Genomic DNA, 14,420 nt, shown 5'->3' with positions numbered 1-14,420 from the left:
TGCGTTTTACGGGCAATAGGCGCCTCTCGCCTCTCAAAGTGAGGCTTTGGGGGACTCAAAGCGCAGGTGTTAAAGTCGTGTGCATGAAGCACGCAGCCGCGCCCCACACGCCGCCGAGCCTCGCGCTCGTGGCGCGCCTGCACGTGGACCTCTGTCGGTGCGCGTCCGCGAACTGTCGCCCCTGACGTTCCCCCCGAATCCGTCGTTTCTCCACGTCAGCCCCGCGCGTCCGTCCAGCGTCCCGTCCCCCCTTACGGAGCCCGTCCGTGTCTTCCCTCACGAAGTACTTCAAGGTGCCCTTCTGGGCCCAGATACTCGCCGGTCTCGTCCTCGGCGTCCTGCTGGGCTGGCTGGCCCGCAGCCAGGACCTCTCCTGGCTGGTCACCACCCTCGACAAGGTCGGCGGCACCTTCATCGGCCTGCTGAAGCTGGCCGTCGCACCGCTCGTCTTCTTCGCGATCCTGGTGTCGATCACCAACCTGCGGAAGGTCAACAACGCGGCCCGCCTGGCGTCCCGCACCCTTCTCTGGTTCATGATCACCTCGCTGATCGCGGTGGCCATCGGCCTGACCATCGGCCTGGTCACCAACCCCGGCGCCGGCACCGGCCTCACCCCGGCCGACGGCGCGGCGCCCGAGAACACCGGGTCCTGGATCGACTTCCTGACCGGCATCGTGCCGACCGACGTGATCACGCCGTTCACCGAGCTGAACGTGCTCCAGATCGTCTTCATGGCCGCCGTCGCCGGTATCGCCGCCCTCCAGCTCGGCGAGAAGGCCCAGCCGATCCTGAACCTGAGCGAGTCCGTCCTCGAACTCCTCCAGAAGGCCCTGTGGTGGGTCATCCGCCTCGCCCCGCTCGGCACCGTCGGCCTCATCGGCAACGCCATCGCCACCTACGGCTGGGACCTCATCGGCAAGTACGCCACCTTCACCGCCGACATCTACGTCGGCTGCGCGATCGTGATGTTCGTGGTCTACCCGCTGCTGCTCGCCACCGTCGCCAAGGTCAGCCCGCTGCAGTTCTTCAAGGGCGCCTGGCCCGCGATCCAGCTGGCCTTCGTCTCCCGCTCCTCCGTCGGCACCATGCCGCTGACCCAGAAGGTCACCGAGCGCCTCGGCGTGCCGAAGGAGTACGCGTCCTTCGCCGTGCCGTTCGGCGCGACGACCAAGATGGACGGCTGCGCCGCGATCTACCCGGCGATCGCCGCGATCTTCGTCGCGCAGATCTTCGGCATCGACCTCGGCGTCGGCGACTACCTGCTGATCGCCTTCGTCTCGGTGGTCGGCTCCGCCGCCACGGCCGGCCTCACCGGCGCCACGGTCATGCTGACCCTGACCCTGTCCACCCTGGGCCTGCCCATGGAGGGCGTCGGCCTGCTCCTGGCGATCGACCCGATCCTGGACATGATCCGCACGGCGACCAACGTGGCCGGACAGGCGCTGGTCCCGGTCATCGTCTCGGCCCGCGAGGGACTGCTGGACCACAAGGCCTACGACGCGGCGCACAGCTCGCCGATCGACGAGCCGGAGCGGGAGCCCGAGAAGGAGTCGGGCAAGGAGTCGGACAAGGAGAAGCAGACGTCGGACGCGGTTCCGGCCGCTGTCTGACCGACGTTCACCGGGTGCCGGCGTCGCGCTGACGTCCGGATCACCGCCGCACGGACCGTACGCTGATTCGCATGGGTGCAGGGAAGACCAAGCGGATGCCGCGTGCGGTCCGTGAGCAGCAGATGCTGGACGCCGCCGTGAGCGTCTTCGGTCGACGCGGATACATGGCGGCGTCGATGGACGAGATCGCCGAACTGGCGGGTGTCTCCAAGCCGCTGGTGTACCTCTACCTGAACTCGAAGGACGACCTCTTCTCCGCCTGCATCCGCCGCGAGGCCCGGGCCCTCACCGAGGCGGTCCGGGCCGGGGTGCGTCCGGGGCTGCCGCCCGACGGGCAACTCTGGTCGGGGCTGCGGGCGTTCTTCACCCACACCGCGCGAAACCCCGACGCCTGGCGGGTGCTGCACCTCCATGCCCGTACCCACGGAGAGCGGTTCGCGGCCGAGGTCGCGTCGATGCGCGAGGAGATCGTCGCCTTCGTGACGCAGCTGATCGCCGCGGCGGCGCGGGACGCGCACCGGGACCCGCACCTGCCCGCGGGTGAGGTCGCCGGACTGGCCGAGGCGCTGGTCGGCGCCGCCGAGTCACTCGCCGACTGGGCGGGCGCCACGGAGGGCGTCACCGCGAAGCAGGCGGCGGCGACCCTGATGAACTTCGCCTGGGCGGGCCTGGGCGACCTGATGACGGGCCGGCCCTGGTCCCCACCGGAGGAACCCGAGCCGGATCAGTCCGAGCCGGATCAGTCCGATGCGGACCAGGCCGAGCCGGACCCGGTGGCTCAGGTCGCCGGGTAGGGGCCGACCTCGCCCGACAGGTGCGGCCGCCGCCCCGCACCGCCGTGCAGCTCGAACCGCCCGCCCTGCGCCCCGTACGTCACCGTCCCCGGCAGCAGTACCGGCGCACGGAACTCCGCCCGTACCACGGCCGCGTCCGGCGTCCCGTGCTCGGCGAGGCACCGGGCCACGGTCCACATGCCGTGTGCGATGGCCCGGGGGAAGCCGAACAGGCGGGCGGTGAGCGCATGCAGGTGGATCGGGTTGCGGTCACCGGAGGCGGCACCGTAGCGCCGCCCGACATCACCGGCGAGGTGCCACTCGGCGCGGGTGGGGAGGGGGCCGGGGGGCGTGGCGGACGATTCCGCGGGAGCGTGTCCGGCTGTGCTGTGCCGCGCCAGGTACGTGCTGCGCGACTCCCACACCAGGTCCCGGCCGGCCCGCACCTCCGTCACCACCGACGCCTCGGTACCGCGTCGGTGCGGCACCAGGCCCTCGACGTACGTGGTGAGTTCGTACTCCCCGCTCGCGGGCATGGCGGCCCGCCGGATGATGCCGATCGACGTGTGGACGAGCCCCAGCAGCGGCAGCGGGAAGTCCCGGCCGCTCATCAGACGCATGGCCAACGGGAAGCCCAGCACGTGCGGATACGTCACCGCGAGCGCGTCCGCGCCGGTCGGGAATCCGCACACCCGCTCGTACGCGGCCAGCCGCGCGAGGTCCACGCGCAGGCCGGGCAGTACCAGCCGGGTGCGGGGGAAGTCCGCGTCCGGGCGGGGCTGCTTGAGGGGCGACAGCAGGGCGCCGCGCGCGAGGAGCGGCGCGAGGGCGGGGACGCCGGTCAGCGTGTGCGTCGTCTTCGTGGGTGGGGTGGGGGAGGTGGGTGGCGTGGCTGCCGCGGGTGTCATCACGCCCCCAGCAGGCTCTGGCCGCAGACCCGTACGACCTGGCCGTTGACCGCGCCCGAGGCAGGGTGGGCGAGCCAGGCGGTGGTCTCGGCGACGTCCACCGGCAGCCCGCCCTGCGCGAGGGAGTTCATACGGCGGCCGGCCTCGCGGATGAACAGCGGGACCGCTGCCGTCATCCTCGTCTCGATGAAGCCCGGGGCGACCGCGTTCACCGTCACCCCGTGCCCGGCGAGCGCGCGCGGCGCGAGGGAGCGGACCAGGCCGACGATCCCCGCCTTGCTCGCACCGTAGTTGGTCTGGCCCGCGTTGCCCGCGAGGCCCGCGATCGACGCCGTCGCCACGATCCGGCCGCCCCGGTTCACCGCGCCCGCCGCGAGCAGCGCGTCCGTGGTGCGCAGGACGCTCGCGAGGTTGACGTCGAGGACGGAAGTCCACCGCTCGGCGGGCATGTTGACCAGGCGCCGGTCCCGGGTGACACCCGCGTTGTGGACCAGGACATCGAGTCCGCCGGGCAGGGCGGCGGCGATGCGTCCACCCGCGTCGGCGGCCGTGATGTCGAGGGCGAGAGCGGTGCCGCCGAGGCGCTCGGCGGCCTTGCGCGCCTCCTCCTCGGCCTGCGGCACGTCGAGGACGACGACATGTGCGCCCTGCCCGGCCAGGGTCCCGGCGACCGCCGCGCCGATGCCGCGCGCGGCGCCGGTGACCAGGGCGGTGCGTCCGGCGAGGGGCAGCTCCCAGTCGTCGGGCGCGGCGGCGGTCCCGTTCGCGGCCGAGACCTCGATCACCTGGCCGCTGACGTAGGCGGAGGCGGGGGAGAGGAGGAAGCGGAGGGTGGATTCGGCGGCGTGCGCGTCGGTGAGCCGGACGAGGTTGACCGTTCTGCCCCGGCCGATCTCCTTGCCGAGCGAGCGGGTGAAGCCCTCCAACGCTTGTTGGGCGGCGGCCTGGTGGTGGTCGGCCGGGTCGAGCGGGGCGCCGAGCACGACCACCCGGCCGCTCGTCGCGACGGACCGTACGACGGGGTGCAGGGCGGCGTGTACCCCGGCGAGCGAGTCGACGTCCCGGACGCCGGTGGCGTCGAGGACGACGGCGGCGGGGTGGCCGGCGTCGTCCGGACCGAGTCCCGTGCGGGCCAGTACGGGCGCGAGGTCGAGGTCCGTCTCGCCGGCCGTGAGGTGCAGCAGGCCGCCGCTGAGCGAGTGGCGTTCGAGTGGGGCGGGCTGCGGCAGGCCGAGGCGCCGGGTGAGGAAACGGCCGGGCGCCGTGCCGGTGATGCTCAGATAGCGGTCGGCCATGGGTGACTCCCAGCTCCGTGACATGCTCCGGGCATTGCTTACTCCGGAGTAAGGTTACCGGTGGTAAGTCTAAGTCACGGGTGAGAGGCGGCTCGAAGTGAGGTCCTTCGCGGTGCGCGGCCGGAGTGGCGCAGTCATAACGGAACGAATGTGACTTACTGGCAGGTAACCCCCGAGACTGCACACCCCCAGCGCGGGACCGTCCCGGAACCCGCACCAACTCCCCACGAGGGGGCCGTACGATCCCGGGACCGACCGCCGGTGGACCCGTGTCCGAGGAACCCGGCGATGAACGATGAGCGCCTCGGCGCCCGGCGACGAACACGTCGGTGCGCGAGGCACCCACGTCATGAGGCACGTACGTCTTGAGACACGTACGTCATGAAGCACGTACGTCTTGAGACGCGTACGTCTTGAGACGCGTACGTCTTGAAGTACGTACGTCCACGCAGCAGAGCAGTGTCAACAGTGACAGCGGTGACAGCGGACGCAGTTGTCGCCGCTGCACGTCCCAGGAGCCGCCCGTGTCCACCCCGCTTCCCTCCTTCGCAGCATCCGCCGGTTACGCCGACGCCCCCGGCCCCACCCTGGTGGCGCCCGAGACACGGCGGCTGGACGGGGCCGTACGGGAGGCGTACGTACCACCGTTCGCCCCGCCGGTGCGCCGCGGCTCCCTCGCCGACCTGCCCTTCGACAACGCGGCCGCGGTTCCGGGCCAGGTGGTCCTCAGCCGCAGGTCCCCTGACGGGGCCTGGTCCGACGTGACGGCGGCCGGGTTCGCCGAGCAGGTGCTGGCGGTGGCCAAGGGCATGATCGCCGAGGGTATGGCGCCGGGCGACCGCATCGCGATCATGGCCCGGACGACGTACGAGTGGACGCTGCTGGACTTCGCCGCGTGGGCGGCCGGCCTGGTCACCGTCCCCGTCTACCCGACCTCCTCCCTCTTCCAGACCCGCTGGATCCTCCAGGACTCCGGCGCGGTCACCCTGGTCACCGAGACCACCGCGCAGGCCGCGGCCCTCGGCCCCGAGCTGGACCGCATGCCCGACCTCAAGCACCTGTGGGTCATGGAGAAGGGGCACGTCGAGCGGCTGGCGGAGCTGGGCGCGCGGGTGCCGGACGCGGAGGTGGAGGTCCGCCGGGGCATGCTGAGCCCGAGCACGCTCGCCACCCTGATCTACACCTCGGGCACCACCGGCCGCCCGAAGGGCTGTGCCCTGACCCACGGCAACTTCTTCGCCGAGGTGGACAACGCGATCGAGCTGCTCTACCCCGTCTTCAAGGCGAAGACGGGCGAGGAGCCCTCGATCCTGCTCTTCCTCCCGATGTCCCACGTCTTCGGCCGCATGGTCGCCGTGGCCTGCGTCCGAGCCCGGGTCCGCCTCGGTCACGCGCCGAGCCTGAAGCCGCGGGACCTGCTCCCGGATCTGGCGGCCTTCCGCCCGACCTGCCTCCTGACCATCCCGTACATGCTGGAGAAGATCTTCAACACCGCCCGCGCCAAGGCCGAGTCGGGCGGCCGGGCCTCGGCCTTCGACCGCGCCGTCTCGGTGGCGGTGCGCTACGGCGAGGCCATGGAGGACCGCCAGACGGGCGCGAGCGGCGGCCCGGGCCGCGGCCTGAAGACCGCCCGCTCCTTCTACGACCCGCTGGTCTTCCGCAAGATCCGCAACGCCATGGGCGGCCGGGTCCGCTACGTCATCTGCGGCGGCTCCCCGCTCGGCCGCCGCCTGGCCGCCTTCTACGCCGGAGCCGGTATCGAGATCTTCGAGGGCTACGGCCTCACCGAGACGACGGCCGCGGCGACGGTGACACCCCCGCTGAAGCCGCGCCTCGGCACGGTCGGCTGGCCACTGCCCGGCACCCGCGTCCGTATCGCCGCCGACGGCGAGATCCTCATCGCCGGCGACCAGGTCCTGCACGGCTACTGGGACACCCAGGCGGGCGGCGTCGTCCCGGCCGCCCCCGACGGCTGGTTCGCCACCGGCGACATCGGCAGCCTGGACGACGAGGGCTACCTGACGATCACCGGCCGCAAGAAGGAGCTGCTGATCACCGCGGGCGGCAAGAGCGTGGCCCCGGCCCCGCTGGAGAACTGGCTGCGCTCCCACCCCCTGATATCCCAGTGCATCGTGCTGGGCGACCGCCGCCCCTACGTCACCGCCCTGTTCACCCTCGACCCCGACGGCCTCACCCACTGGCGGCGCATGAACGGCAAGCACCCGGTGCCGCCGGAGCTGCTGACCGACGACGAGGAGGTCCTGGCGGTGCTCCAGCGCGCGGTCGACGACGCCAACAAGCTGGTCTCCCGTCCGGAGTCCATCCGCCGCTTCGCCGTCCTGCCGAGGGACTTCACCGAGTGGGAGGGCCATCTGACCCCCTCGATGAAGCTGCGGCGCGAGGAGATCATGCGGGACTTCGCGGGGGCGGTCGAGGCGCTGTACGAGACGTAGACCACCAAGCCGCCGCCGGGCGGTCGGTGGCGGGCGGCCACCGGCGGTCAGCGGCGGGCGATCAGGCAGGCCTGTGGGGCCTTCGAGGAGGTGTCCTCCTCCTGCACCCGCACCGTCCGGGACAGGACGGTGAACCCGGCCTTCTCCAGCAGCTCCGCCATCGCCTCGGGCCGTCGCCGTTCGTAGTCCAGGGCGACCGGGGGGCCGAAGGGGCGGTCGAGGCGGAGGGGCTCGTCGCCGGCCTGGAAGGCGAGGAGCAGGTGGCCGCCCGGGGCCAGCACCCGCCGCACCTCACCGAAGAGGTCCGGCAGCCGCTCCCGCGGCGTGTGGATCGACGAGTACCAGGAGACGGCTCCCGCGAGGGCGCCGTCGGGCAGGTCCAGCTCCAGCATGGAACCCTGCTCGAACCGCAGGCCCGGGTTCTCGCGGCGGGCGATCGCGAGCATCGCGGCGGAGAGGTCGAGGCCGAAGACCCGCAGGCCGAGCGAGGCGAGATGGGCGGTGACCCGGCCGGGACCGCAGCCGAGGTCGGCCACCTGCCCCGCCGTTCCCACCAGCTCGGCGAAGGCGCCCATCAGCGCCCGGTCCAGCGGGCCGCCGGCGCCCGCGGAACGGAAGCGGTCGGCGTAGTCCTCGGCGATGGTGTCGTAGAAGGTCCGGGTGGTGTCCAGGAAGCCGGTCATGGCGGGAACCTAGCGGCGGGCGCCGACAACCGGATACGTCACCGAGAATTCATCCAAAGGGCAGGAGCCCCGTCGCCGAAGTCGGCGCGGGGCTCCTTGGGTACTGCTGTCAATCAGACAGGAGTGACATTCTCCGCCTGCGGACCCTTCGGGCCCTGCGTGACGTCGAAGTTCACCTGCTGGTTCTCCTCGAGGGACCGGAAGCCGGTCGCATTGATCGCGGAGTAGTGGACGAAGACGTCGGGGCCGCCGCCTTCCTGGGCGATGAATCCAAAGCCCTTTTCGGCGTTGAACCACTTCACGGTTCCGGTAGCCATAAGCCCTCCTTGGGCCCAAAGGGTTGCCCTGCTCCAGAACCAGCAAGTGTGAAGACTGGAATTCTGCACAACTGCATATGTCTGAGAACGACGAGAGCCCGCGGTCACATGCTCCGCAGGCTCTGTACTGCAAGGGAAACCAAACTGCAACTTGCTGTGAGCCTAGCACGCAGGGCCCCGAGCGCAACAGAGGCCAAGATCACTTCACCCGAATGTTTGAACACCTGGGCCGTTCGGCTGACGCCGGGGGTCGGCGGCGGGCGGATACCGGGGGAGGGCTAGCCTCGCGATGTGGACAATTCTCGCACCCGGCCGCGCGTCGGCCACATCCAGTTCCTGAACTGCCTGCCTCTGTACTGGGGGCTCGCGAGAACAGGCACGCTCCTCGACTTCGAGCTGACGAAGGACACCCCGGAGAAGCTCAGCGAGCAGCTGGTGCAGGGCGATCTCGACATCGGTCCCGTCACCCTGGTCGAATTCCTCAAGAACGCCGACGATCTGGTTGCCTTCCCCGACATCGCCGTCGGCTGCGACGGCCCGGTGATGTCGTGCGTGATCGTCTCGCAGGTCCCGCTGGACCGGCTGGACGGTGCCCGGGTCGCCCTCGGGTCGACCTCGCGCACCTCCGTGCGCCTCGCCCAGCTGCTGCTGGCCGAGCGGTTCGGCGTCCAGCCCGACTACTACACCTGCCCGCCGGACCTGAGCCTGATGATGCAGGAGGCCGACGCGGCCGTCCTCATCGGCGACGCGGCCCTGCGCGCGAACATGATCGACGGCCCGCGCTACGGCCTCGAAGTGCACGACCTGGGCGCGCTGTGGAAGGAGTGGACGGGACTGCCGTTCGTCTTCGCGGTCTGGGCGGCCCGGCGCGACTACGCCGAGCGCGAGCCGGTCATCACCCGCAAGGTGCACGAGGCCTTCCTCGCCTCCCGCAACCTCTCCCTGGAGGAGGTCGACAAGGTCGCCGAGCAGGCGGCCCGCTGGGAGGCCTTCGACGAGGAGACCCTCGCGAAGTACTTCACCACGCTCGACTTCCGCCTCGGTGCCCCGCAGCTGGACGCGGTCGCCGAGTTCGCCCGCCGGGTCGGCCCGAGCACCGGCTTCCCGGCGGACGTGAAGGTGGACCTGCTCCAGCCCTGACGCGTACGGCATTCGCACGGGGTTCCGGGCGGGCGGCCCACTACCCTGCACACAGGTACCGGCAGGTACCGGCAGGCACTGGCTGGCGTACGGGGGAGAGGTGGACGCCATGCAGCCGCTCGAAGTCGATGAACCCACCGCTGTGGGGCCCTACCGGCTGCTCGGCCGACTGGGCTCCGGCGGCATGGGCCGGGTCTACCTGGGCCGCAGCGCCGGCGGCCGCACGGTCGCCGTGAAGATCGTGCATCCGCACTTCGCGCTCGACGAGGAGTTCCGGGCCCGCTTCCGGCGCGAGGTGGAGGCCGCGCGCCGGGTGGGCGCCGCCTGGACCGCGCCCGTACTGGACGCGGACCCCGACGCACGCGTGCCGTGGGTCGCCACGGCGTACGCGGCCGGTCCGTCCCTGACGGCGGCCGTAGCGGCCCACGGCCCGCTGCCGGCCCACTCGGTACGGGCGCTCGGCGCCGGTCTGGGCGAGGCGCTGGCGGCGGTGCACGAGCTGGGCCTCGTCCACCGGGACGTGAAGCCGTCCAACGTACTGCTGACCCTCGACGGCCCCCTCCTGATCGACTTCGGTATCGCCCGCGCGACGGACGGCACCGCCTCCCTGACCTCGACGGGCGTCTCGATCGGTTCGCCCGGTTACATGTCGCCCGAGCAGATCCTGGGCAAGGGCGTGACGGGCGCGGCGGACGTGTTCTCGCTGGGTGCCGTCCTCGCCTTCGCGGCGATGGGCGCGCCGCCCTTCCCGGGAGACTCGTCGGCCGCGCTCCTCTACAAGGTCGTCCACGAGGAGCCGCAGCTCGGCGCCTTGGACGGGGAGGCGAACGCCGAGATACGGGAGCTGGTGGCGGCGTGCCTGGCCAAGGACCCGGCCGCCCGCCCCGCCCCGGGCGACCTGGCCCGACGCCTCGCACCCGAGGGCGCGGCGCGGCTCGTGTCCGGCGGCTGGCTGCCGGGGGAGCTGGTGGAGCAGGTCAGCCGGAGCGCCGTGCGACTGCTGAACCTGGAGGCCGCCCAGCGGGCGCCCGAGCGGTCACCCGAGCGGGCGGCAGGACCGGCCTCGGGACCGGTCCCGGGACCGGCCTCGGATCACGCCTCGGATCACGCCTCGGAGTGGGCGGCGGGACCGGCCTCGGCCTCGGGCCCGCTGGGGTTCAGCCGCCCGTCGGTCACGGCGGGAGCGGAGGGAGCGGAGGGAACGGCGGGATCGGCGAGGGCGGAGGACGCGGCGGCGCCCACCGCCGGTGCCTTCGGGCCACCGCCGGTGATGCCCTCGCCGGGCGCGCCCGTACCCGGGCCGAGGGACGGCGACCCCGCACCGGGCAGGCTCGCCCTCTCCGTCGCGGCGACCTCCACACGAGGCGTCGCCGGACGCGGGCGGCGGTTCAGCTGCACCGTGGCGCTCGCGGTGGCGGGAGCACTGGCGGCGGTGACGGTCGGGTCGGTCTTCGTCCTGGACCTGCTGCCGGGTCAGGGCGGAGAGAACACCCCGGGAACCGGTGACACCGCCACCCACGCGCCGTCCTCCCCGCGCGCCGTCCCCCAGCGCTACGTCGGCACCTGGGAGGGCCAGGCCATCGCGGTCGACGGCAACCTGCCGCTCGGCACCTTCCGTCTGACCGTCCGCGACGCCGAGGTGGGCGAGGAAGTGGGCACCCTGCGCCACACCGACCTCCTGGACGGCATCTGCGACGACGTACTGACCCTGAAGAAGGTGACGGAGAAGGAGATCGTCACGAGCGCCGTGGGCGCCAAGGGCAACCGCGGGGTCTGCGTCCAGGCCCTCCACGCCGTCCGCCTCACACCGGTCGGCGACGACCTCCAGTACCAGTCCGACAGCAAGGGCTCGGGGCGGCCGAAGGCGCGGCTGTCGAAGGTCGAGTAGACGGCGGCGCCCACCCACCGGGGCGCGCCGCCGGCAGTTCGGGGAACGGTCGTGGTGACCGTTCCCCGAACGGATCCGCCCGAGTGCTTTCAAACCACCCGGATCAGCACGTACGGCCGGTGTACCAAGCGCCGTCGACACCGGAAGCGGGACCGATCCAGGTCACGCCCGGACCCACACACTGCTCGCTGTTCGGACCCCAGTCGTCGATCTCGATGACGATGCGTGAGCCGTCCGAGGTGCAGTGGTTGTAGTAGGCGTCGGAGTGGGTCTCGTAGAAGCCGCAGGGGTTCGCCGCGGCCGGACCGGCGCTCATGGTGACCGCACCGGCGGAAGCGAGAAGGAGAGCGACGGAACCAAGGGCACCGGTCGCGAGGCGACGAAGACGCATGGGGAGCTCCAGACAGTAGGAGAGGGACGGGAGTCCGGATCGGCGATCGTGTGCCGGCCGATCCGGTGTCGACGCCCGAGAGTGGCAGCTCGGAGCAGCCGTTCCGGTCCTCGGTGGCACCGTTCACCCGGCGAATCGATTCGCTGCTGCGCCGAGCGGCTGGTCTTCGCCGGTTCCTCGTGCGCCGGGCCGAGGGCGGGTGTGCCGGCCCTGCCGGCCGAGCGCGAGGGCTCGCGGAGCAGCCGTGACGGATGCCCGTCTGGTGTCCGCACCAGCCCGTTGGATAGCGTTGGTTCGCTCCAGTGGTCCCTCACCCAGTCCCTCACCGCAAGGGGAGTCCGGCGTGAACTGCTCCGCCCGGCCGGTGCGGCCCGCCGCGTACCGAGGCGCTGCTCGACGAGCCGCCGCCGACCTGACGCGACGGCGTCCCGGCGGCGGGTTGAGCCGAGCGGCCGGATGAGTCTCGATCTCCTCGCCGTCGTCGTCATCGTCGTCGCCGCCTTCTGGGGCGCGGTGACCGGAACGCTGCTGCCCCGCGCCGCCTACCGCTTCTCCGTCCCGTCGGGCCAGGCGTGGCGGGACCGGTGTCCCGGCGGCGCGCATCCCGTCCGGGGCTGGCTCGGGCGGGCGCGGTGCGGGAAGTGCCCGGCCGACGAGGCGTCGTACGGCCCCGGTCCCGCCGCCCTCGCCGCCGTCACCGCCCTCGTCTGCGCCGCCCTCGCCGCCGCCACCGGGACCCGGCCCGAGGTGGCCGTCTGGCTACTGCTCGCGCCGGCCGGCGTGCTGCTGGCCGTCGTCGACCTGCGGGTACGACGCCTGCCCGACCCCCTCACGCTGCCGCTCGCCGGCGCGGCACTCGTCCTGCTCGGGCTCACCGCGCTCGTGCCCGAGCACGCCGGGGAGTGGACCACCGCCCTGCTGGGCGCCCTCGCCCTCGGCGCCGGCTACCTGGTGCTGTTCCTCATCAACCCGGCCGGCATGGGCTTCGGCGACGTCAAACTCGCGCTGGGCGCCGGTGCGATGCTCGGCTGGTACGGCTGGGCGACGGTGATGCTGGGCACCTTCGCCGGGTTCCTGCTCGGCGCGCTCTACGGCGGCGCCCTGGTCGTCGCCGGGCGGGCGGGGCGCAGGACGGCCATCCCGTTCGGGCCGTTCCTGATCGCGGGCGCCTTCCTCGGCGTCCTCGCGGGGGCCTACGCGGCCTGAGGACGCCTGCGGATCACCGGCCGAAAGGGCTGGCGTAGGCTGGCCTGGTCCGTCCACAACCCTTACGAACTCTGCGAAAGGGACGCCGGTGACCGAGAAGGCCGACCTTCAGCCCATCCTCGACCGCGCCGCCGCCGGTGGGCGGATCACTCCCGAAGAGGCGATCGCGCTCTACCGCGACGCCCCGCTGCACGCGCTGGGCGCCGCCGCCGACGCCGTACGCAGGCGCAGGTACGCCGGTACCGAGCACATCGCCACGTACATCATCGAGCGCAACATCAATTACACGAACGTGTGCGTCACGGCGTGCAGGTTCTGCGCCTTCTACGCCGCGCCCAAGGACACCGCCAAGGGCTGGAGCCGCGACCTCGACGACATCCTGCGCCGCTGCGCGGAGACCGTCGAGCTGGGCGGCACGCAGATCATGTTCCAGGGCGGCCACCACCCGGACTACGGCGTCGAGTACTACGAGAGGCACTTCGCCGCCATCAAGAAGGAGTTCCCCGAGCTCGTCATCCACAGCCTGGGGGCGAGCGAGGTCGAGCACATGGCGCGGATCTCGAAGGTGTCGGTCGAGGAGGCCATCACCCGGATCCACCAGGCCGGGCTCGACTCCTTCGCCGGCGCCGGCGCGGAACTCCTCCCGGAGCGTCCGCGCAAGGCCATCGCCCCGCTGAAGGAGTCCGGCGAGCGCTGGCTGGAGATCATGGAGATCGCGCACCGGCTGGGTGTCGAGTCGACCTCCACCATGCTCATGGGCACCGGCGAGACCAACGCCGAGCGCATCGAGCACCTGCGCATGATCCGGGACGTGCAGGACCGCACCGGCGGCTTCCGCGCCTTCATCCCGTACACCTACCAGCCCGAGAACAACCACCTGAAGGGCCGCACGCAGGCCTCGCTCTTCGAGTACCTGCGGATGATCGCCATCGCCCGGCTGTTCATGGACAACGTCGCCCACATCCAGGGCTCCTGGCTCACGACGGGCAAGGAGGTCGGCCAGCTCTCCCTGCACTACGGCGCCGACGACCTCGGCTCGATCATGCTGGAGGAGAACGTGGTGTCGTCGGCCGGTGCCAAGCACCGTTCCAACCGGCTGGAGATCATCGACCTGATCCGCAAGGCGGGACGCGTACCGGCGCAGCGCGCCACCACGTACGAGCACCTCGTCGTGCACGACGACCCGGCGAACGACCCCGTCGACGAGCGCGTCGTGTCCCACATCTCGTCCACGGCCATCGAGGGCGGCACGGCCCACCCCGAGCTGAAGCTGCTGGCCCCCAACTGACGCCGCCGTGCTGACGATTCACGCCGCCGACGAGGTCCGGTACGTCTGGGACGATCCGGAACCGGTCAGGGACGGCGCCGTCGCCGTCGAGGGGGTCCGGATCGCCGCCGTGGGACCGCTCGCCGAACTGGTGGAGCGGTTCCCGGGCGGGCGCGTACGGCGCTGGCCCGGTGTGCTCGGCCCCGCACGGGTCCACGAGGGACCGCTGCCGGACGCCCCGACGCCGCGCGAGCGGATCCACGCCGTGCTGAAACTCGGCGCGGTGGCGGTCCTGGAGGAGCACGCCGGCGCGCCCGGACTGCGGGCGGCGGCCGAGCGCAACGACGTCGTGGTGCTCGCCCGGTCCCGCCCCACCGCCCTCGTCGACCTCGGCCGGGCGGACCTCGCCGTCCTCGACGACGGCGGCGCGTGCATCGCCACCGTGTGTGCGGGACGCCTGGTGCACCGGCGTCGCTGAACGGCGCTCGT

General features: G+C 72.1%; 13 protein-coding genes. 8 read left to right on the top strand and 5 right to left on the bottom strand.

What is annotated here, in order from left to right:
• Positions 1–266: 266 nt before the first annotated feature.
• A complete protein-coding gene (locus QC283_RS30315) occupies positions 267–1,610 on the top strand; it encodes a dicarboxylate/amino acid:cation symporter (protein ID WP_279564927.1) in 1,344 nt (447 codons plus the stop codon).
• Between the two features lie 71 nt (positions 1,611–1,681).
• Positions 1,682–2,404 (top strand): TetR/AcrR family transcriptional regulator, encoded by a 723-nt coding sequence (locus tag QC283_RS30310; protein WP_279564926.1) that lies wholly within the window; start codon positions 1,682–1,684, stop codon positions 2,402–2,404.
• Here QC283_RS30310 and QC283_RS30305 read toward each other — a convergent pair.
• Both QC283_RS30305 and QC283_RS30300 read right to left on the bottom strand, forming a co-directional pair.
• Complete coding sequence (locus QC283_RS30305; protein WP_279564925.1) at positions 2,389–3,291, bottom strand: MaoC/PaaZ C-terminal domain-containing protein; 903 nt, start codon at positions 3,289–3,291, stop codon at positions 2,389–2,391. The two genes, QC283_RS30310 and QC283_RS30305, sit on opposite strands and share 16 nt — an antisense overlap.
• The gene (locus QC283_RS30300) at positions 3,291–4,586 is read right to left on the bottom strand and encodes a 3-oxoacyl-ACP reductase (RefSeq protein ID WP_279564924.1); all 1,296 of its coding nucleotides are present in this window, start codon (positions 4,584–4,586) and stop codon (positions 3,291–3,293) included. The genes QC283_RS30305 and QC283_RS30300 overlap by 1 nt, the downstream gene beginning before the upstream one ends.
• 524 nt (positions 4,587–5,110) lie before the next feature.
• On the opposite strand from QC283_RS30300, the gene QC283_RS30295 reads away from it, so the two are divergent.
• On the top strand, positions 5,111–7,039 hold the full coding sequence (locus QC283_RS30295) for an AMP-dependent synthetase/ligase (RefSeq protein ID WP_279564923.1): 1,929 nt from the start codon (positions 5,111–5,113) through the stop codon (positions 7,037–7,039).
• A gap of 47 nt (positions 7,040–7,086) precedes the next feature.
• On the opposite strand, the gene QC283_RS30290 is transcribed toward QC283_RS30295, so the two are convergent.
• Positions 7,087–7,722, bottom strand: coding sequence for a class I SAM-dependent methyltransferase (locus tag QC283_RS30290; RefSeq protein ID WP_279564922.1), 636 nt, complete (start codon positions 7,720–7,722; stop codon positions 7,087–7,089).
• Between the two features lie 113 nt (positions 7,723–7,835).
• Positions 7,836–8,039, bottom strand: a complete 204-nt coding sequence (locus QC283_RS30285; RefSeq protein WP_030813734.1) for a cold-shock protein — start codon at positions 8,037–8,039, stop codon at positions 7,836–7,838.
• Positions 8,040–8,330: 291 nt separating this feature from the next.
• Here QC283_RS30285 and QC283_RS30280 point away from each other — a divergent pair, with 291 nt between their 5' ends.
• Positions 8,331–9,179, top strand: coding sequence for a menaquinone biosynthetic enzyme MqnA/MqnD family protein (locus QC283_RS30280; RefSeq protein WP_279564921.1), 849 nt, complete (start codon positions 8,331–8,333; stop codon positions 9,177–9,179).
• Positions 9,180–9,288: 109 nt separating this feature from the next.
• On the top strand, positions 9,289–11,067 hold the full coding sequence (locus tag QC283_RS30275; protein WP_279564920.1) for a serine/threonine-protein kinase: 1,779 nt from the start codon (positions 9,289–9,291) through the stop codon (positions 11,065–11,067).
• A gap of 103 nt (positions 11,068–11,170) precedes the next feature.
• Here the strand turns inward: QC283_RS30275 and QC283_RS30270 are convergent, their stop codons facing one another.
• Positions 11,171–11,458, bottom strand: a complete 288-nt coding sequence (locus QC283_RS30270) for a DUF6355 family natural product biosynthesis protein (protein WP_279564919.1) — start codon at positions 11,456–11,458, stop codon at positions 11,171–11,173.
• A 456-nt stretch (positions 11,459–11,914) separates the two neighbouring features.
• Here QC283_RS30270 and QC283_RS30265 point away from each other — a divergent pair, with 456 nt between their 5' ends.
• The 3 genes from QC283_RS30265 to QC283_RS30255 all read left to right on the top strand — a co-directional run bounded on the left by QC283_RS30265 (position 11,915) and on the right by QC283_RS30255 (position 14,409).
• Positions 11,915–12,664 (top strand): prepilin peptidase, encoded by a 750-nt coding sequence (locus QC283_RS30265; protein WP_279564918.1) that lies wholly within the window; start codon positions 11,915–11,917, stop codon positions 12,662–12,664.
• Positions 12,665–12,752: 88 nt separating this feature from the next.
• Positions 12,753–13,952 carry a cyclic dehypoxanthinyl futalosine synthase gene (gene mqnC, locus QC283_RS30260; protein ID WP_279564917.1) on the top strand — a complete coding sequence of 400 codons (1,200 nt, stop codon included), beginning with the start codon at positions 12,753–12,755 and terminating at the stop codon, positions 13,950–13,952.
• A 7-nt stretch (positions 13,953–13,959) separates the two neighbouring features.
• Positions 13,960–14,409: an imidazolonepropionase-like domain-containing protein gene (locus tag QC283_RS30255; protein ID WP_279564916.1), complete on the top strand. Its 450-nt coding sequence runs from the start codon at positions 13,960–13,962 to the stop codon at positions 14,407–14,409.
• Positions 14,410–14,420 lie beyond the last annotated feature (11 nt).

It is taken from the genome of Streptomyces sp. DH41, from assembly GCF_029813785.1.
In the GTDB taxonomy this organism is placed as follows: Bacteria; Actinomycetota; Actinomycetes; order Streptomycetales; family Streptomycetaceae; genus Streptomyces.
Note: the sequence above shows the minus strand (reverse complement) of the source record. Positions and strands in the feature narration are given on the sequence as shown.